Genomic DNA, 17,951 nt, shown 5'->3' on the forward strand with positions numbered 1-17,951 from the left:
GGTCAGCGCACCCGCCGCGCGCCCGCCGCGGGCACGGCTTCGAAGACCCGGGGGGCGGTGTACCCGGCCGTCGCGAAGGCCTCCTCGACCGCCTTGGTGACGGCGGGGACGTCGGCCTCCTCCGTCAGCACGATGGCCGAGCCGCCGAAGCCGCCGCCGGTCATCCGCGCGCCGAGGGCGCCGGCGCCCACCGCCGTCTCCACCACCAGGTCCAGCTCCGGGCAGGAGACACGGAAGTCGTCGCGCAGGGAGGCGTGCCCCTCGACCAGCACCGGACCGATGGCGCGGGTGTCCCCGGCCTCCAGCAGCGACACCACCCGCTCGACCCGCGCGTCCTCCGTCACCACGTGCCGGACCAGCCGGCGGACCTCCTCCTCGTCGCCCAGCCGCCCGAGCGCCGCGTCGAGCTCCTCGTACGGCAGGTCCCTGAGCGCGTCGACGCCCAGCAGGGCGGCGCCCTTCTCGCAGCCGGCGCGGCGCCTGCCGTACTCGCCCTCGCTGTGGCTGTGCTTGACCCGGGTGTCGACGACGAGCAGGCGCATGCCCTCGGCGGCCAGGTCGAAGGGGATCTGACGCTGTGACAGATCACGGGTGTCGAGGAACAGGGCGTGGCCGCTCTCGCAGCAGGCCGAGGCCGTCTGGTCCATGATGCCGACCGGGGCGCCGACGTAGACGTTCTCCGCGCGCTGGCACAGCCGGGCCAGCTGCCGGCCGCGCAGGCCCAGTTCGTACAGGTCGTTCAGGGCCAGCGCGACGACCACCTCCAGGGCGGCCGACGACGACAGGCCGGCGCCCGCCGGGACCGCGGAGGCGAGGTGGATGTCGGCGCCGGTGACCGGGTGCCCGGCCTCGCGCAGCGCCCACACCACGCCCGCCGGGTAGGCGGTCCACCGCTTGTCGCCGCCGGGGGCCAGGTCGTCCACGCGGATCTCCGCGACGGGTGCGTCCACGTCGGCGGAGTGCAGCCGCAGTACGCCGTCGTCCCGCCGGGAGACCGCCGCGACGGCGGTGTGCGGCAGCGCGAACGGCATGACGAAGCCGTCGTTGTAGTCGGTGTGCTCGCCGATGAGGTTGACCCGGCCCGGTGCCGCCCACACCCCCTGCGGCGCGACCCCGTACAGCTGCTCGTACCGCTCGGCCACCGACCCCGCGACGGCCGCGCTGGACTCGCTCATGCCCTGACCCCTGACCCTTCTTTGCCTACTGGTTGCCCTGCTCGGCGCGCGCCTGCGTGAACCGCCACGCGTCCTCGACGATCCCCGCGAGGTCCGCCCGCGACGGGTTCCAGCCCAGCTTCTCGCGGGCCGTGGCGGCGGACGCCACCAGGACCGCCGGGTCGCCGCCCCGGCGCTCCGCGACGACCTCGGGGATCGGGTGGCCGGTGACCCGGCGCGCGGTCTCGACGACCTCGCGGACGGAGAAGCCGTTGCCGTTGCCGAGGTTGCAGATCAGGTGCTCGCCGGGCGCGGCGGCCTCCAGCGCGAGCAGGTGGGCCTCGGCCAGGTCGGCGACGTGGATGTAGTCGCGCACACAGGTCCCGTCGGGCGTCGGGTAGTCGTCGCCGAAGACGGAGATGGCCTCCCGCCGCCCCTGCGCCACCTGGAGCACGAGCGGGATGAGGTGCGACTCGGGGTCGTGGCGCTCGCCGTACCGCCCGTACGCCCCGGCCACGTTGAAGTAGCGCAGGGAGACCGCGCCCAGGCCGTGGGCCTTCGCCTCGCCGGTGATCATGTGGTCGACGGCGAGCTTGGAGGCGCCGTAGGGGCTGGTGGGGCTGGTCGGGGCGGACTCCGGGATCGGCACCTGCCCGGGTTCGCCGTACGTGGCGGCCGTGGAGGAGAACACCAGCCGGCGCACGCCCGCCTCGCGCATCGCGGCGAGCAGCGCCATGGTGCCGCCGACGTTGTTGTCCCAGTACTTCTCCGGCCTGACCACCGACTCGCCGACCTGGGAGAAGGCGGCGAAGTGCAGCACGCCGTCGAAGGAGGAGTCCAGCCATTTGGCGGCATCGCGGATGTCGCCCTCGACGAACGACGCGTCCACGGGGACGCCCTCACGGAAGCCGGTGGAGAGGTTGTCGAGCACGACGACCTCGTGGCCCGCCTCGATCAAATGCTGGGCGACGACACTGCCGACATATCCCGCACCCCCGGTGACCAGGTATTTCCCGCTCATGAACTCGCTACCTCCCGCAGTCGCTCGGCCGCGCGCTCCGGCGGCACGTCGTTGATGAACACGTTCATGCCGGACTCGGAACCCGCGAGGAACTTCAGCTTGCCGGAGGTACGGCGGATGGTGAAAAGCTCCAGATGGAGCGCGAAGTCGTCACGCGTGACGCCGTCGAACTCCTCCAGCCCGCCGAACGGCGCCTGGTGCCAGGCCGCGATGTACGGCGTGGGGGGCTCACCTTCGCCGAAGATCCGGTCGAAGCGCCTCAAGAGTTCCAGATACACCCGGGGGAACTCCGCGCGCCCCGCCTCCTCGAGGCCGAGCAAGTCGGGCACCCGGCGCCGGGGGTACAGGTGGACCTCGTAGGGCCAGTGCGCCGCGTACGGCACGAAGGCCACCCAGTGTTCACTCGTCAGGACGATCCGCTCGCCGTCCAGTTCGCGCTCCAGCACCGCGTCGAACAGGTTCTCCCCGCCCGTCGCCTCCTTGTGTGCGGCCACTTGGCGCAGCATCAGGGAGGTGCGGGGCGTGGTGAAGGGGTAGGCGTAGATCTGCCCGTGCGGGTGCTGGAGGGTGACGCCGATCTCGGCCCCCCGGTTCTCGAAGCAGAACACCTGTTCAACGGAGGGAAGATGCGACAGCTCGGCCGTCCGGTCGGTCCAGGCGTCCAGCACCAGCCGCGCCTGCCGCTCGTCCAGCCGGGCGAAGGAGGTGTGGTGGTCGGAGGTGAAGCAGACGACCTCGCACCTGCCCGAGTCCCCCGCCAGCGAGGGGAAGCGGTTCTCGAAGACGACCACGTCGTAGGAGGAGTCGGGGATCTCGCTCAGCCGCTCCCCCGCCGAGGGGCACAGCGGGCACTCGTCGGCCGGCGGGTGGTACGTACGCCCCTGGCGGTGGGAGGCGACGGCGACGGAGTCGCCCAGCAGCGGATCGCGGCGGATCTCGGACGTGGTGACGGTGGCGTCCAGCGGACGGCGGTCCACGGCGTCCCGCACGGTGTCGTCGCCGAGGTCGTAGTAGATGAGCTCACGGCCGTCGGCCAGCCGGGTCGACGTCTTCTTCACAGCCGCACTCCTCCACACCCCACCAACCACTCAACACAATCAAACATAACACGTCACAACTCACCAGCGGGCGGTCGCCACCGCAATCAGACAAAGAGCTTCACCGACGGTGTTCCACCCCTGAACACGGAAGCGCGGGTTCCGCACCGGTTCAGTTAGCGAACGAAGCGAGTGTGTATGCAAACCCCCACATATCTGGCTGCCGAGCTTCGACTCCCCACCAACTGGCTGGACTACACGATCCTCGCGATCTACTTCGTCGTCGTGCTGGGCATCGGCCTCGCCGCCCGCCGCTCGGTCAAGACCAGCCTCGACTTCTTCCTCTCGGGCCGCTCCCTGCCCGCCTGGGTCACCGGCCTCGCCTTCATCGCGGCCAACCTCGGCGCCACCGAGATCCTCGGCATGGCCGCCAACAGCGCCCAGTACGGCGTCTACACCACCCACTGGTACTGGATCGGCGCCATCCCCGCGATGGTCTTCCTCGGCCTGGTGATGATGCCGTTCTACTACGGCAGCAAGGTCCGCTCGGTCCCCGAGTTCCTGCTGATGCGCTTCGACAGGGCGGCACACCTGCTCAGCTCGATCCTCTTCGCCGCCGCCGCCATCCTGATCGCCGGCGTCAACCTCTACGCCCTGGCGATCGTCGTCGAGGCGCTCCTCGGATGGCCCCAGTGGGTGGCCATCGTCGTCGCCGGCTTCTTCGTCCTCGCCTACATCACCCTGGGCGGTCTGTCCTCGGCGATCTACAACGAGGTCCTGCAGTTCTTCGTCATCCTGGCCGCGCTCATCCCCATCACCGTCCTCGGCCTGAGGAGCGTCGGCGGCTGGGACGGCCTGTCCGACTCCCTCACCGCGTCACGCGGCGACGACTTCATGACCGCCTGGGGCGGCACGGGCATCGGCAGCGACAACCCGCTCGGCGCGAACTGGCTGACCATCGTCCTCGGCCTCGGGTTCGTCCTCTCCTTCGGCTACTGGACGACCAACTTCGCCGAGGTGCAGCGCGCCCTGTCCGCGAAGAACCTCTCGGCGGCCCAGCGCACCCCGCTCATCGCGGCCTTCCCGAAGATCTTCATCGTGTTCCTGGTGATGATCCCGGGCCTGGTCGCGGCGGTCCTCGTGCCGCAGATCGGCACCGCCGACTCGGACCTGCAGTACAACGACGCCATCCCGTACCTGATGCAGCAACTGCTGCCCAACGGTGTCCTGGGCATCGCCGTGACCGGCCTGCTCGCCGCGTTCATGGCCGGCATGGCGGCGAACGTCTCCTCCTTCAACACCGTCTTCACCGCCGACATCTGGCAGAAGTACGTGGTGAAGCACCGGGAGGACGCGTACTACGTCCGCTTCGGCCGCCTGATCACCGCGATCGGCGTGCTCGCCTCCATCGGCACGGCGTTCCTGGCCAGCTCCTTCTCCAACATCATGGCCTACCTCCAGACGCTGTTCTCCTTCTTCAACGTGCCGATGTTCGTCGTCTTCATCATCGGCATGTTCTGGAAGCGCGCGTCGATGAAGTCCGGCTTCTGGGGCCTGATCGCCGGCACCACCGCCGCGATGATCAACTACTTCGTCATCTACAAGCAGGGCATCATCGACATCCCCACCGACCAGGGAGCCAACTTCGTCTCCGCGATCGCGGGATTCGTCGCGGGAGCGGTGGTCATGGTCGCCGTGTCCCTCTTCACCGCGCCCAAGCCCGCCGAGGAACTCCAGGGCCTGGTCTACGGCACGCGCTCCCCCGGCATGGCGGAGCCGCCCGCCGAGGGCGACGACGCGTGGTACCGCAAGCCGGCGCTGCTCGGCTGGGGTGCGGTGATCCTGGCCGCCGCCTGCTACATCCCGTTCTCGTTCTGAACGCGGGAGGATTGAGGGACCATGTCCGACCACTACTCCGAGCGTGATCTGCAGCGGGAGATCACGGAGCTGGAGACCAAGTCCACCACGGCGGCCCGGCTGTTCGACATCCGTCGGATCATCGGCGGGCTGTTCGTGCTGTACGGGGTGATCGTCATGATCGCCGGGTTCACCGCGTCCGACGCGGACATCGACAAGGCCGAGGGCGTCAACATCAACCTGTGGACGGGGCTGGGGATGCTGATCCTCGGGCTGCTGTTCCTGCTGTGGCTGTACCTACGCCCGACGGCCCCGCCACCGCCGCCCGTCCTGCCGGACGAGAAGGAGGAAACCGGCGGCGACTGAACGGATGCCGTGCGGCGACGCGGGCTCCTCACACCCCTCGCTGTACGGGCCCCCGGCGCCGGTGCGGGCCGGGTGCCCCCGCCGTACGGGCGTGCCCCGGCGCCGGCATGGGCCGGGGAGTGTCCGCGCAGCCCGGCGCTTACGGGGTGCCGTCGCGCCCACCCTCCCCACCGCCCTGCGGCACGACTGCCCGCGGAGAGCGGACGGCGGGCGGCGGGTGTGGGCGTAGTCGCGCGCGGCGGGGAGGGGACGGGGCGGGGGTGGCCGCCCGCAGCGGCTGGCGCGTCCGCACCCTCGCCCCTGTCAGCGACACTCTCGCGCCAGTCCGAGGACGGACACCCCCGACCCGGCCCCGCACCACCCACCCACCGTGGGCGCTACCCAAGCCCCCACCCCACGGACAGCGGCGCCGCAGGCATACGACCGACCACCGCCGGGTGTCACTCCACCTGAGCCGAACGCGCTACCCAAGCCCCCACCCCACGGACAGCGGCGCCGCAGGCATACGACCGACCACTGCCGGGTGTCACTCCACCGGAGCCGCCCGGTCCAGCAGCCCCGTCCGCGCGGCCAGCGCCGCCGCCTCCAGCCGCGACCCCACGCCCAGTTTCATCAGCACCCGCTGCACATGCGTACGCGCCGTGGACGGCGCGATGCCCATCCCCGCGGCGATCAGCCGGGTGTCCTCCCCGTCCGCCACCCGCACCAGCACCTCCACTTCCCGAGGCGTCAGCATCTGCAGCAACCGCGCACCCTCGTCGTCCGGCTGCGCCGCGGGATTCAGCAGTTCACCGAACGCCCCCTGCAGCAACTGCGGCGCCACCGCCGCCTCCCCCGCCCGGGCTTTCATGATCGCCCGCTCGACGCCCTCGATCCGCTCGTCGTGCCGCACGTATCCCGACGCCCCCGCCGCGAACGCCGCCGCGATCCCCCGGGGCGACGGCACCGGCCCCAGCACGACCACCGCCACCGTCGGCCGCTCCCGCTTGATCTTCACCACCGGATCGAACGTCCCCGGTGCGGCCGGCGCCGCCGTCCCCAGCAGGCACACCTCAGGCGCCCGGCTGATCACCAGGTCCGCCGCCCCCGCGGCCGGCGCCGCCGCGGCCAGCACCCGGTGTCCCCGCAGCTTCAGCGCCGAGGCCAACGCCTCGGCGAGCAGCCGGTGGTCGTCGACCACCATCAACCGCACACCCATCGAACGACCAACCCCCCACGACAGCGCCCCCCGGAGCCCCGGATGCCCCCGGAAGCTACACGCTTGTTCGACGTAGCGCTCCCCCTACCGGCGAGAATCGCCCCGGATCACCGAAAAACTCGTATTCGGTGGCGAGGGGCGCGTGATCAGCGGTAAGCGTGCGGCCCCGCCCCTGAGCAGGGGCGGGGCCGCACGATCCGACACGATCGACCGGGCGGGGCGATCAGCCCGTTCCGAACGCGATCACCAGGTACTCCTTGTCCTTCGTCGTGAAGTCACTGGCGAACACCTTGGACATGTACAGACCCCCCTGGGAGTAGAGGATCTCGGCGGACGTCGGGGACATCCGCGTCTCGACGCTGCGCACGGCGTCCGTCGCCGGGTTTTCCATCAGCACCGTCTGCTTGAAGGTTCCGCCGTCGATGCTGACGATCTGCCCGCCCTTGTCGTAGGGGGGACGCTTGTAGGCGATCACGTTGCCGCCGTCCATCCGCAGCGGCACGAGGTCGTACCCGTCGCCCGCGTCGGCGCGCTGACCGGTCTGCTTGCCGGTCGCCAGGTCGAAGGCCACGATCTCGTTGGTCTGGACGTACGACTCGCCGCCGCTCTCGTGCTCCTCGGTGGCGATGTAGAGCCTGTCGTTGCCGACCGTCAGCGCGGTGCAGTCCTCCAGCTTGTAGATGGCGTCGCAGCGGGCCGCGAAGTCCTCGCCGGGGGCGGAGATGCGGGTCCGGAGCTTGCCGGACTTGTTGTCGATGGAGAAGAAGTCGGAGATGCCGCTGCCGTCACCGGCGGAGTCACCGACGTCGGCGGCCACGACCAGCGGGTCGGTGGAGACGACGGCGGCGTAGTCGATGCCCTCGTCCATCTTGTACTCGCTGATGACGTTGCCCGTCTTCGGGTCGACCGTCTGGATGTGCAGCTGCCGCTGGTCGTAGGAGCCGCACTTGCGGACCGCGACCAGCTTCGCCCCGCCGCCGTACCCGGAGTCGAAGCAGGCGTCGGACGTCTTGGGCGCCCACAGCTGCTTGCCGGTGGCGATGTCCCAGGCGGCGCCGCCGCTGGTGCTGCCGGCGGCGACGGTGGGGCCGCTGAGGGTGACGTTGTTGAAGTTGATCGGCATCGTGCCGGACTGGGCGGTCTTGGACCAGAGCTGCTTGCCCGCCTCCAGGTCGATCAGCGTGACCTGGGTGCAGGACTGCGGGTCCTCCTTGGTCGGCATCTTCGCCTTGTGGACGATCGCCGTCTTGTTGTCCTCGGTGACGTGGGCGGTCGCGCCGCACACGGGTCCGGGCAGGGCGAGCGTCCACTTCTCGGTGCCCTTGGCGCGGTCGTAGCCGACGACCTCGGCGATGCCGCTCTTGGCGTACACGGTGTCGGTCAGCCAGGAGCCGGACGTGGTGACGGTCGAGACGCCCGCGGGGGTCTTGGGCGCGGGCACCTGGAACAGCACCTTGGAGCCGGTGTCGGCCGGGGCCTTCTCCTTGGCGGTGCCGCCGGAGGAGGAGCCTCCGGAGCCGCCGCCGCCCTCACCGTTCTTCTCTTCCGTGCCGTCGCCGCCGTTCGCGGTGGTCTTCTTGTCGTCGTCCTTGCCGGAGGAGGCGTACCAGACCCCGCCGCCGACGATCAGGGCGATGGCCACGACGGCGGAGACGATGATGGCCAGCTGCGCGTTGACCTTCCGCCCGCCCTCCGGCTGCGGCTGCATGGGCATGGTCGGCGGCTGCGGATACCCGTACCCCTGCTGCCCGTACCCCTGCTGCCCGTATCCCGGCTGCCCGTAGGCACCGGGCTGCGGGTGCCCGTACGCCCCCGGCTGCTGCGGCTGCTGCTGCGGCTGCCCGTACGGTCCGGGCTGCTGCCCCGGGTACCCGTACCCGGCGGCCGGCGGCTGCTGCGGATATCCGTACCCGGGCCCCTGCGGGGCCGCCGGGGGTGCGGACGGCGCCGGGGTGGCCGGAGCCTGCGGATACCCGTACCCGGGCTGCGGGGCCTTGTTCAGGTCGGGCCCACCGGCGGGCTTCAGGTCGGGCCCACCCGCGGGCGCGGGCGGCTGCTGCGCCGGCGACGGCTGGTCGGCGGGGGGCTGCGCGGGCGGCTGCGGCGACTGCTGTGAGGGTTCCTGCGAGGGCCCCTGCGAGGGCTCCGGCGGCGGCCCGTACCCGGGCTGCTGCGGGGGCTGGTTGGGCGGCGGAGGCGGCTGGGTCATGACGTGAGTACCTCGGGGAGGGGGAAGGGGACGGCGGGCGACGGGAAAGTGACGCGTGCGGCTCTCACTTGCCGTAGGCGAGCATCAACTTCTCCTTCGTGTCGTCATTCCCGGTCAGCCGGGTGGTGGAGAGGTAGAAGCGCCCGTCGACCCAGTCGATGTCCTTGCTGAAGAAGCCGTTCTCGATGTCGGCGACACCCTGCGGGTTCTGCATCAGCTTGGCCGGCTTGTGGCTGCCGCCGGCGACGGGAAGGGCGACGATCTGGCCGCCCGCGTTGTACGAGGGCTCGACGTAGGCGATGAGCTTGCCGCTCTCGACCTTCATCGGCACCATCGAGTCCTGGGCCGGGGACGATTCGCGCCACCGCTCCTTGCCGTCGGCGAGCGAGATCGCGACGATCTCGTTGGCTCCGGTGGTGGCCTCGGTGGGCAGGTAGAGGGTGTCGCCGTCGACGACGACGCTCCGGCAGCCCTGGAGGTCACGGGCGAGGATGGCCCAGCCGCAGCCGGGGTCGAACTTCTCGTCGACCGAGACCTGCGAGCGCAACTGGCCGGCGGCGGTGAAGGCGGCGATGTTCCAGGCCTTCTTGTCGCCGTCCTCCTCCTTGGTCGCGTAGACGACGAGCGGGTCGACGGAGAAGGCCCGTTCGACCCTCCACCCCTTCTCGTACGCGTAGGTCCACTTGACCTTGCCGGTCCTGGGGTCGAGCTCGCGGACCTCGTCGTGCGCGTTGTCGCCGCCGACGCCGCAGGAGGCGACCTGGATCAGCCGCTGACCGCCCGCGAAGGCGGAGGGGAAGCAGGGTGCGTCGCCGTACTTCTTGGCGTCGAACAGTTTCTTGCCGCTGGTCACGTCGTACGCCGTGCCGGACTGCGAGCGGCCCACCATCAGCGTGTTGCCGGCGAGGGACAGCTCGATGGAGAGCGCGGAGTCGAACAGGTCGCCGTCGGCGACCTGCGCCTGCCAGCCCTTCTCGCCGGTGTCGAGGTCGACGAGCTGGAGCTGGTTGCACTTGGCGCGGTCGCTCTTGCCGCTCTTGTAGGCGACGACGATCTTGTCGTCGGCCGTCTTCCGGGACGTGACCGAGCAGATCTCCTGCGGGAAGGCGATGGTCTCCCAGGCGGGCTTGCCGTCGGCGACGTTGTACGCGGAGAGCTCCTTGTAGGCGGCCTTCACCGCGGTCTTGCCGGTGACCCACATGCCGGGGGCGTCGGCGCCGTTGCCGGGGGCGTCGGGCGCCTCCTTGTACCAGAGCACCTTCGACTCGCCCGCCTGGCGGCCCTCGTTGAGGTCCTCGGGGTCCGCGCCGCCGTCGCCGCTGCCGTCGCCCGGGTTGACCGGGGCGCCGCCCGACTTGCCCGGCTCGGGGTCGTCGGTCTGCTGGGCAACGGGCTTCTTCTCCTTCTCGGCGTCGTCCCCGGAGACGGCGTACACGGTGCCGCCGACCACGAGCAGCGCGGCCACCGCGGCACCGACGACGAGGGCGGGCCTGCCCTTGAAGGGGTTGCGGGAGCCGCCGGGCGGGGTGCCGGGCGCTCCGGGGAACTGCGGCTGCGGGTAGCCGTATCCGGGCTGTCCGTACGGACCCGGCTGCTGCGGCTGCCCGTACGGGCCGGAGGTGTAGGGGCCGGACGCGTAGGGGCCCGGCTGCGGGGAGGGCTGCTGCGGGTAGCCGTATCCGGGCTGCGGCGCGCCGGGCGGGGGCGGCGGTGGTGTCTGCGGAGCCCCGAAGCCGCCGCCGGGCGGCGGATCCTGCGGCGGGCCGAAGCCGCCCCGGGGCGACTGGTCGGGCGGCTGGGACATCAGCGCGTTCCCCCTTGCTCACTGATTTTTAGCCACGCCCTGAGGTGTTGGTGAACCCAGAGCCGTCTTCAGACGTTTCTCAGACTGGCCCTTTGTATCACCCGGCACCGGCGGATCACCGGGCCGTATCCGCCCCTGTTCCCAAGGGAGGACCGGCCCGTGATGCCTCTGTTACGCGCCTTCACGCCCCCTTCACGCGACGCGCGCCCCCGGCTCTCATGGCCGGTTCAGGCGTCCTCCGCCAATTCCAGCCAGCGCAGCTCCAGTTCGTCCCGCTGACCGGACAGCTCCCGTAGCTCGGCGTCCAGTTCGGCCACCTTCGCGAAGTCGGTGGCGTTTTCGGCGATGGAGGCGTGCAGCTTGGTCTCCTTCTCGGAGATCTTGTCGAGCCGGCGCTCGATCTTCTGCAGTTCCTTCTTGGCGGCGCGCTGGTCGGCGGCGCTCTTCTCCGGCGCGGAGCCCGGTGCCGCCGCGGCCGGCGCGGCGGCGGTGGCCGCGCCGGCGGCGGCGGTCTCCTCCATCCGCTTGCGGCGCTCCAGGTATTCGTCGATGCCGCGCGGCAGCATCCGCAGGGTGCGGTCGCCGAGGAGGGCGAACACGCGGTCGGTGGTGCGCTCGACGAAGAACCGGTCGTGGGAGATGACGATCATCGAGCCGGGCCAGCCGTCGAGGACGTCCTCGAGCTGGGTGAGGGTCTCGATGTCGAGGTCGTTGGTGGGCTCGTCGAGGAAGAGGACGTTGGGCTCGTCCATCAGCAGCCGCAGCAGTTGCAGCCGCCGCCGCTCACCGCCCGAGAGGTCTCCGACCGGCGTCCACTGCTTGTCCTTGTTGAACCCGAAGGTCTCGCACAGCTGCCCGGCGGTCATCTCGCGGCCCTTGCCGAGGTCGACGCGCTCCCGCACCGCCTGGACGGCCTGGAGCACCCGCCAGGTCGGGTCGAGTTCGGCGACCTCCTGGGACAGGTAGGCCAGCCTGACGGTCTTGCCGACGCGGATGCTGCCGCCCGCGGGCTGCACCTCGCCCTCGCTGCGCGCGGCCTCCGCCAGCGCCCGCAGCAGCGACGTCTTCCCGGCGCCGTTGACCCCGACCAGGCCGATCCGGTCGCCGGGTCCGAGCTGCCAGGTGATGTGCTGGAGCAGCACCTTGGGCCCGGCCTGGATGGTGACGTCCTCCAGGTCGAACACGGTCTTGCCGAGCCGGGAGGAGGCGAACTTCATCAGCTCGCCGCTGTCGCGCGGCGGCGGCACGTCCTTGATCAGCTCGTTGGCGGCCTCCACGCGGAACCGCGGCTTGGAGGTCCGGGCGGGGGCGCCGCGCCGCAGCCAGGCCAGTTCCTTGCGGACGAGGTTCTGCCGCTTGACCTCCTCGGTGGCGGCGATCCGCTCGCGCTCGGCGCGGGCGAAGACGTAGTCGGAGTAGCCGCCCTCGTACTCGTAGACGTCGCCGCGCTGCACGTCCCACATGCGGGTGCAGACCTGGTCGAGGAACCAGCGGTCGTGGGTGACGCAGACGAGCGCGGAGCGGCGTTCGCGCAGGTGCCGGGCGAGCCAGGAGATGCCCTCGACGTCGAGGTGGTTGGTCGGCTCGTCGAGGACGATCAGGTCCTGCTCCTCGATGAGCAGCTTGGCGAGCGCGATCCGCCGCCGTTCACCGCCGGACAGCGGTCCGATGACGGTGTCCAGGCCCTTGGGGAAGCCGGGCAGGTCCAGGCCGCCGAACAGCCCGGTCAGCACGTCCCTGACCTTGGCGTTGCCGGCCCACTCGTGGTCGGCCATGTCCCCGATGACCTCGTGCCGGACGGTCGCCTCCGGGTCGAGGGAGTCGTGCTGGGTGAGCACTCCGAGCCGGAGTCCGCCGGAGTGCGTGACCCGCCCGGTGTCCGCGTCCTCCAGCTTGGCGAGCATCCGGATGAGGGTGGTCTTGCCGTCCCCGTTGCGCCCCACGACGCCGATCCGGTCCCCCTCGGAGACGCCGAGGGAGATCCCGTCGAGCAGCGCGCGCGTGCCGTACACCTTGCTGACGTTCTCGACATTGACCAGATTGACGGCCATTTTTCTCCTGCCCGGTGGATCGATCAGCTTTCAAGCGTAGGGCCTGCCGGCGGCCGTTCGACGCGCCGGGAGATCGTCACTCTTCGTGATGACGTGACCGGAAACGGGCGGCTGCCACAGGGGGCAGGCAGCAGGAGTCCGTCCAGGGGAGGAACCATGACCGCCGGGTGAGGTCGACGAGCCTTCCGCCGTCTCCGTCGACCTCCGCCCGGTCGGGACGCGGCCCTGAGCGCCTCAGAGAACCGTCGCCCCCGGCACCGGACCCGCCGCCGTACGCACCGTGCGGCAGCTTCCCGAGACCCGCAGCGCCCCCGCGATGCCCTCCGCCGCTTCCGCGTCCCGTGCCAGGAACGCCGTCGTCGGGCCCGACCCCGACACCAGCGCGGCCAGGGCCCCCGCCGCCCGCCCCGCGGCCAGCGTGTCCGCCAGTTCGGGGAACAGCGAGAGCGCCGCCGGCTGGAGGTCGTTGGAGACGGTGGCGGCGAGCGCGTCCGGGTCGCCCTTGGCGAGCGCGTCGAGCAGGTCCCCCGAGGCCACGGGCTCCGCGATCTCCCGCCCTTCCGCCAGCCGGTCGAACTCCCGGAACACCGCCGGTGTGGACAGTCCCCGCGAGGCCATCGCGAACACCCAGTGGAAGGTGCCGCCGACCTCCAGCTCCGTCAGCCGCTCGCCCCGCCCGGTGCCGAGCGCGGCCCCTCCCACCAGGCTGAACGGCACGTCGCTGCCCAGCTCGGCGCAGATGCCGAGGAGTTCCTCGCGCGAGGCGCCCGTGCCCCACAGCGCGTCGCAGGCCAGCAGCGCGCCCGCGCCGTCCGCGCTGCCGCCCGCCATGCCGCCGGCGACGGGGATGTCCTTGGCGATGTGGACGTGGACGTCCGCGTCACGGCCGTACCGTCCGGCGAGCGCCAGGGCGGCGCGGGCGGCGAGGTTCGTGACGTCCAGGGGGACCTGCCCGGCGTCAGGGCCCTCGCAGGTGATCCGGAGTCCGCCCGGCGACGGGGTGACGGTGACCTCGTCGTACAGGCCGACCGCGAGGAAGACGTTGGCCAGGTCGTGGAAGCCGTCGGGGCGGGCGGCGCCGACCGCGAGCTGGACGTTGACCTTGGCGGGGACGCGGACGGTGACGCTCACTGCTGACCCGGCTCCTTCTTCTGGGCGTGCTCGGCGATGCGCGCGAACTCCTCCACGGTGAGGGATTCGCCCCGGGCCTGCGGCGACACCCCGGCGGCGACCAGGGCGGCCTCCGCGGCGGCGGCCGAACCGGCCCATCCGGCGAGCGCGGCCCGCAGGGTCTTGCGGCGCTGGGCGAAGGCCGCGTCGACGACGGCGAACACCTCGCGCCGGGAGGCGCCGGTCTTCGGCGGCTCCGCGCGGCGCACCAGCGACACCAGCCCGCTGTCGACGTTCGGCGCGGGCCAGAACACGTTCCGGCCGATGGAGCCGGCCCGCTTGACCTCCGCGTACCAGTTGGCCTTGACGGAGGGGACGCCGTACACCTTCGAGCCGGGTGCGGCGGCGAGCCGGTCGGCGACCTCCGCCTGGACCATGACGAGGGTGCGTTCGATGGTGGGGAAGTGCTCCAGCATGTGCAGCAGCACCGGGACGGCCACGTTGTAGGGGAGGTTCGCGACCAGCGCGGTCGGGGCGGGTCCCGGCAGCTCGGTGACGTGCATCGCGTCGGAGTGCACCAGCGCGAACCGCTCGGCGCGCCCGGGCATGCGGGCGGCGACGGTCGCGGGCAGCGCGGCGGCGAGGACGTCGTCGATCTCGACGGCGGTGACCCGGTCGGCGGCCTCCAGCAGGGCCAGCGTCAGCGAGCCGAGCCCGGGGCCGACCTCGACGACCACGTCGTCGGGGCGGACCCCGGCGGTGCGGACGATACGGCGCACCGTGTTGGCGTCGATGACGAAGTTCTGGCCGCGCTGCTTGGTGGGCCGCACGCCGAGGGCGGCCGCCAGTTCGCGGACGTCGGCGGGGCCGAGGAGGGCGTCGGGGGTGGGGCTGGTCACGGGACAAGGGTACGGGGCGGGCGAGGGGCCCCCGGTCACCCCCGCAGCAGCCGCCCGCAGTGCGGCCACGCGCCCGCGCCGCTGCGGACGTACAGCTTCTTCGCACGGTACGTCTGCTCCGCCGGCGGCGCGTCCTGGGGCCGCCCGCCGCCGCCGAGGCCCCGCCAGGTCGGGGTGTCGAACTGGTAGAGCCCGCCGTACGTGCCCGACGGGTCGACCGCGTCGGGCCGCCCGCCGGACTCGCACCGCGCGAGCGCGTCCCAGTCCAGGGCGTCCGCCGCCCGCACCGACACCGGTGGTGTCCCGGTGCCGAACCGCACCTGCCGCGGGGCGGGTTCGCGCACCGTCTCGGAGCGCAGCAGGCGCGGCCTCTGCCGGACTCCGTCGACGGTGCGCCACGCGTAGGTGAGGCGGCGCAGCCCCGGCCGTCCCGGCCGGTCGACGACCTCCGTGCCGCGGGTCAGCGCGGGGTCGGGGACCCGCACCTCGGAGTACGGGACCGCCTCGTCGCGGACCTCGTGACCGTCGGTGATCCGCAGCACGGTGACGGTCTGGCCGTCGCGCGGGAAGCTGCCGGGGGCGACGGAGGTGGTGTCCGGGCCGCGCAGGGTGATCCCGGCCTGCCGCACGGCCTCGCTCACGGTGGCGGCGTTGGTGCGCAGGGCGCGGGCCCGTCCGTCCGCCAGGACGGTCACCGAGCGTTCGGTACGGACGTCCAGGGCGAGCCCTTCGCGTCCGATGCGCCTGGAGCGCGCGGTGGACAGGTACGCGCCCTCGACCCGCACCCCCAGTTCGCGCAGCGCCCCTTCCACGGTGTGCGCCGTCGTCCACACCTCGCTCCGCCGGCCGTCGAGGGTCAGGACCAGGGGGCGCGCGTGGCGCACCTCGATCTCGTCGCCGTCGTCGAGCGCCGTGCCGGGGGCGGGCGTGATCACGTCGTGCGGCCCGGTAGCCACGCCCTCGTCCGCGAGCAGTTCGGTGACGTCGTCGGCGAAGGTGTGCAGGGTGCGGGTGCGGCCGTCGACGTTCAGTTCGACGGCCCTGTCCTTGGCGACGAAGGCGCTGGTGCCGCCGGCGAGGAACGCCACGACCAGCGCCTGCGGCAGCAGCCGGCGCACTCCGTCCGCCCGTTCGGCGTACCGTCCCCGGCGCCGGTGCGCGGACCTCCCGGCCGGAGCGGGGCGGGCCGTCCGCCGGGGGAGGCCGGGCGCCGTCTCCGCGTCGTGCGGACCGCCGCGGACGTCGTCGTCATCGGGCCGGCACGTCTTCTCGTACGTCTCGAACCGCAGGGTGCTGCTCACGCCGACTCGCTCCAGGGCTGGCCACGGGGTCCCGATCGGGCTCCCAGAACCTAGCCGAGCGCCGGTCGCTCTCCCCGCCGACACGACCACGGAGGGTGCACGGGGCTCGCGGGCTCAGTAGCCGAAGGCGCGGGCCGTGTTCGCCCCGAGGGCCGTGGCCAGGGTGTCCTCGTCGACGCCGCGCACGGCGGCCATGGCACGCACGGTGACCGGGATCAGATAGGGGGCGTTGGGCCGCCCCCGGTAGGGCACCGGGGTGAGGAACGGCGCGTCGGTCTCCACCAGGACCAGCTCCGGCGGGGCCACGGCGAGCGCGTCCCGCAGGTTCTGCGCGTTCTTGAAGGTGACGTTCCCGGCGAACGACATGTAGTACCCGGCGGCCGCGCAGATCTCCGCCATCTCGGCGTCCCCGGAGTAGCAGTGGAAGACGGTCCGCTCGGGGGCGCCCTCCTCCTTCAGCACGCGCAGCACGTCGGCGTGGGCGTCGCGGTCGTGGATCACCAGGGTCTTGCCGTGCCGCTTGGCGATCTCGATGTGGGCGCGGAAGGACCGCTCCTGCGCCTCCTTGCCCTCCGGCCCGGTGCGGAAATAGTCCAGGCCCGTCTCGCCGACGCCCTTGACCTGGGGCAGCGCGGCCAGCCGGTCGATCTCGGCGAGCGCCTCGTCGAGCCCCGCCTCCCCGCCGGGCTCGCGGGCGCCCTGCCGGGACCAGCCTCCCCCAGCCCCAGAGGGCTGGGAGGTGCCCCCAGGGTCCCCGTGGACGATGCGCGGGGCCTCGTTGGGGTGCAGGGCGACCGTCGCGTGGACGGCGTCGTACGCGGCCGCCGTGTCCGCCGCCCACCGGGACCCCTTCAGGTCGCAGCCGACCTGCACCACCGTGGTGACACCCACCGACGCGGCCTTGGCGAGGGCCTCCCCGACCGTGCCGGACTGCATGTCGAGGTGGGTGTGCGAGTCCGCGACCGGCACCCGCAGGGGCTCCGGGAGGGGCGGCGCGGCGTTCTTGTCGGGGGCGTTCGAAGGCATGCCCCCGATCCTACGGAAGCGGTGCCGCCGGCCCTTCGGGCTCCCACGGCGCCTCGACCGGCCCGGCCGCCGGGACCCGGCGCTCGCGGTGGGCGGCGTCCCGGGCGGAGGCGACCCGCCCGGCGCGCAGGATCCGTACGAGGTGCCCGTCGCAGTTCCGGCAGGTGGGCCGGTTGAGCGGGGACGGCACGATCCGCCCGTCCGTCACGTACAGCACGAACTGGTGGCCGTCGGCGTCGGTGTGGTGCTCTATCTCGTACGCCTGCTCCCACCCGTACCCGCAGCGCATGCACGCGAACGCGTACGCCTCGTGGACCACGGCGGTGGCGCCCGCCCGCAGTCCGCTGTACCCCGAGATCTCAGTCATGCCGGCTCCCGTCGGTCCGCTGGCGGGACGAATACGGATCCGGATCCGTCCTCCCTTCCAGTGGACTCCTCCCCGGCCCCGGGCGCAGGAGGGGCGGCCAAGTCATGGGGGACGTTTTGGCCCTGCCTTGCCGAATCACCGTGAAGCTCTTACCTTCGCCGGGCTTCACGTCCCCGCCGCACGCCTAGGGGGCGCCCGGGCCGGGGGCGCCGGCCGTCTTGGCGGCGACCACCGCGTCGAACACCTGCCGCTTCGGCACCCCCGCCTCCACCGCCACCGCGGCGATCGCCTCCTTGCGCCGCTCCCCCGCTTCCTCCCGCACCCGCACCCTGCGCACCAGCTCGGCGGCGTCGACCTCCTCGGGTCCCTTCTCGGGCGCGCCCTCGACGACCACGGTGATCTCCCCGCGCACGCCCTCCGCCGCCCACGCGGCCAGCTCGGCCAGCGGGCCGCGCCTGACTTCCTCGTACGTCTTGGTCAGTTCCCGGCAGACGGCGGCCCGGCGCCCGGCGCCGAAGACCTCGGCCATCGCGGCGAGGGTGTCGTCGAGG

At 72.3% G+C, this 17,951-nt stretch carries 14 protein-coding genes and 1 pseudogene; 2 read left to right on the forward strand and 13 right to left on the reverse strand.

Going from position 1 to position 17,951, the window contains the following annotated elements; genetic code table 11:
• Positions 1-2: 2 nt before the first annotated feature.
• Genes galK through galT form a run of 3 tightly spaced genes read right to left on the reverse strand, consistent with a single transcriptional unit; the run spans position 3 to position 3,233 of the window.
• Positions 3-1,175, reverse strand: a complete 1,173-nt coding sequence (gene galK / locus IE172_RS30270; protein WP_190100527.1) for a galactokinase — start codon at positions 1,173-1,175, stop codon at positions 3-5.
• A 25-nt stretch (positions 1,176-1,200) separates the two neighbouring features.
• A complete protein-coding gene (gene galE / locus IE172_RS30275) occupies positions 1,201-2,175 on the reverse strand; it encodes a UDP-glucose 4-epimerase GalE (protein ID WP_190100528.1) in 975 nt (324 codons plus the stop codon).
• Positions 2,172-3,233 (reverse strand): galactose-1-phosphate uridylyltransferase, encoded by a 1,062-nt coding sequence (galT, locus tag IE172_RS30280; RefSeq protein ID WP_190100529.1) that lies wholly within the window; start codon positions 3,231-3,233, stop codon positions 2,172-2,174. Before galT ends, galE begins: the two co-directional genes overlap by 4 nt.
• A 177-nt stretch (positions 3,234-3,410) precedes the next feature.
• Between galT and IE172_RS30285 the strand changes: the two genes are divergently transcribed.
• Together IE172_RS30285 and IE172_RS30290 are read left to right on the forward strand one after the other, a co-directional pair.
• On the forward strand, positions 3,411-5,090 hold the full coding sequence (locus tag IE172_RS30285) for a sodium:solute symporter family protein (RefSeq protein ID WP_190100530.1): 1,680 nt from the start codon (positions 3,411-3,413) through the stop codon (positions 5,088-5,090).
• Positions 5,091-5,111: 21 nt separating this feature from the next.
• Complete coding sequence (locus IE172_RS30290) at positions 5,112-5,435, forward strand: hypothetical protein (RefSeq protein ID WP_190100531.1); 324 nt, start codon at positions 5,112-5,114, stop codon at positions 5,433-5,435.
• A 526-nt stretch (positions 5,436-5,961) separates the two neighbouring features.
• Here the strand turns inward: IE172_RS30290 and IE172_RS30295 are convergent.
• From IE172_RS30295 to IE172_RS30340, 10 genes and pseudogenes are all read right to left on the reverse strand, one after another.
• Entirely contained in the window at positions 5,962-6,633 is a 672-nt protein-coding gene (locus tag IE172_RS30295; protein ID WP_190100532.1) for a helix-turn-helix transcriptional regulator, read from the reverse strand.
• Between the two features lie 223 nt (positions 6,634-6,856).
• The gene (locus tag IE172_RS30300) at positions 6,857-8,842 is read right to left on the reverse strand and encodes an outer membrane protein assembly factor BamB family protein (protein WP_190100533.1); all 1,986 of its coding nucleotides are present in this window, start codon (positions 8,840-8,842) and stop codon (positions 6,857-6,859) included.
• Between the two features lie 64 nt (positions 8,843-8,906).
• Positions 8,907-10,646: an outer membrane protein assembly factor BamB family protein gene (locus IE172_RS30305; protein ID WP_190100534.1), complete on the reverse strand. Its 1,740-nt coding sequence runs from the start codon at positions 10,644-10,646 to the stop codon at positions 8,907-8,909.
• Positions 10,647-10,873: 227 nt separating this feature from the next.
• Positions 10,874-12,697, reverse strand: a complete 1,824-nt coding sequence (locus IE172_RS30310) for an ABC-F family ATP-binding cassette domain-containing protein (RefSeq protein WP_190100535.1) — start codon at positions 12,695-12,697, stop codon at positions 10,874-10,876.
• Between the two features lie 234 nt (positions 12,698-12,931).
• A complete protein-coding gene (locus IE172_RS30315) occupies positions 12,932-13,828 on the reverse strand; it encodes a 4-(cytidine 5'-diphospho)-2-C-methyl-D-erythritol kinase (RefSeq protein ID WP_190100536.1) in 897 nt (298 codons plus the stop codon).
• Positions 13,825-14,706, reverse strand: a complete 882-nt coding sequence (gene rsmA / locus IE172_RS30320) for a 16S rRNA (adenine(1518)-N(6)/adenine(1519)-N(6))-dimethyltransferase RsmA (protein WP_190100537.1) — start codon at positions 14,704-14,706, stop codon at positions 13,825-13,827. Before rsmA ends, IE172_RS30315 begins: the two co-directional genes overlap by 4 nt.
• 35 nt (positions 14,707-14,741) lie before the next feature.
• The gene (locus IE172_RS30325; protein WP_229886574.1) at positions 14,742-16,007 is read right to left on the reverse strand and encodes a resuscitation-promoting factor; all 1,266 of its coding nucleotides are present in this window, start codon (positions 16,005-16,007) and stop codon (positions 14,742-14,744) included.
• A 114-nt stretch (positions 16,008-16,121) separates the two neighbouring features.
• Positions 16,122-17,033, reverse strand: a complete 912-nt coding sequence (locus tag IE172_RS30330; RefSeq protein WP_190100538.1) for a TatD family hydrolase — start codon at positions 17,031-17,033, stop codon at positions 16,122-16,124.
• Between the two features lie 10 nt (positions 17,034-17,043).
• Positions 17,044-17,400 carry a hypothetical protein gene (locus IE172_RS30335; protein ID WP_190100539.1) on the reverse strand — a complete coding sequence of 119 codons (357 nt, stop codon included), beginning with the start codon at positions 17,398-17,400 and terminating at the stop codon, positions 17,044-17,046.
• 184 nt (positions 17,401-17,584) lie between these two features.
• Positions 17,585-17,951 (reverse strand): annotated as a pseudogene (locus IE172_RS30340) (16S rRNA (cytidine(1402)-2'-O)-methyltransferase); the annotation flags it as partial.

This window comes from Streptomyces griseoflavus (assembly GCF_014649995.1).
GTDB lineage: Bacteria > Actinomycetota > Actinomycetes > Streptomycetales > Streptomycetaceae > Streptomyces > Streptomyces griseoflavus.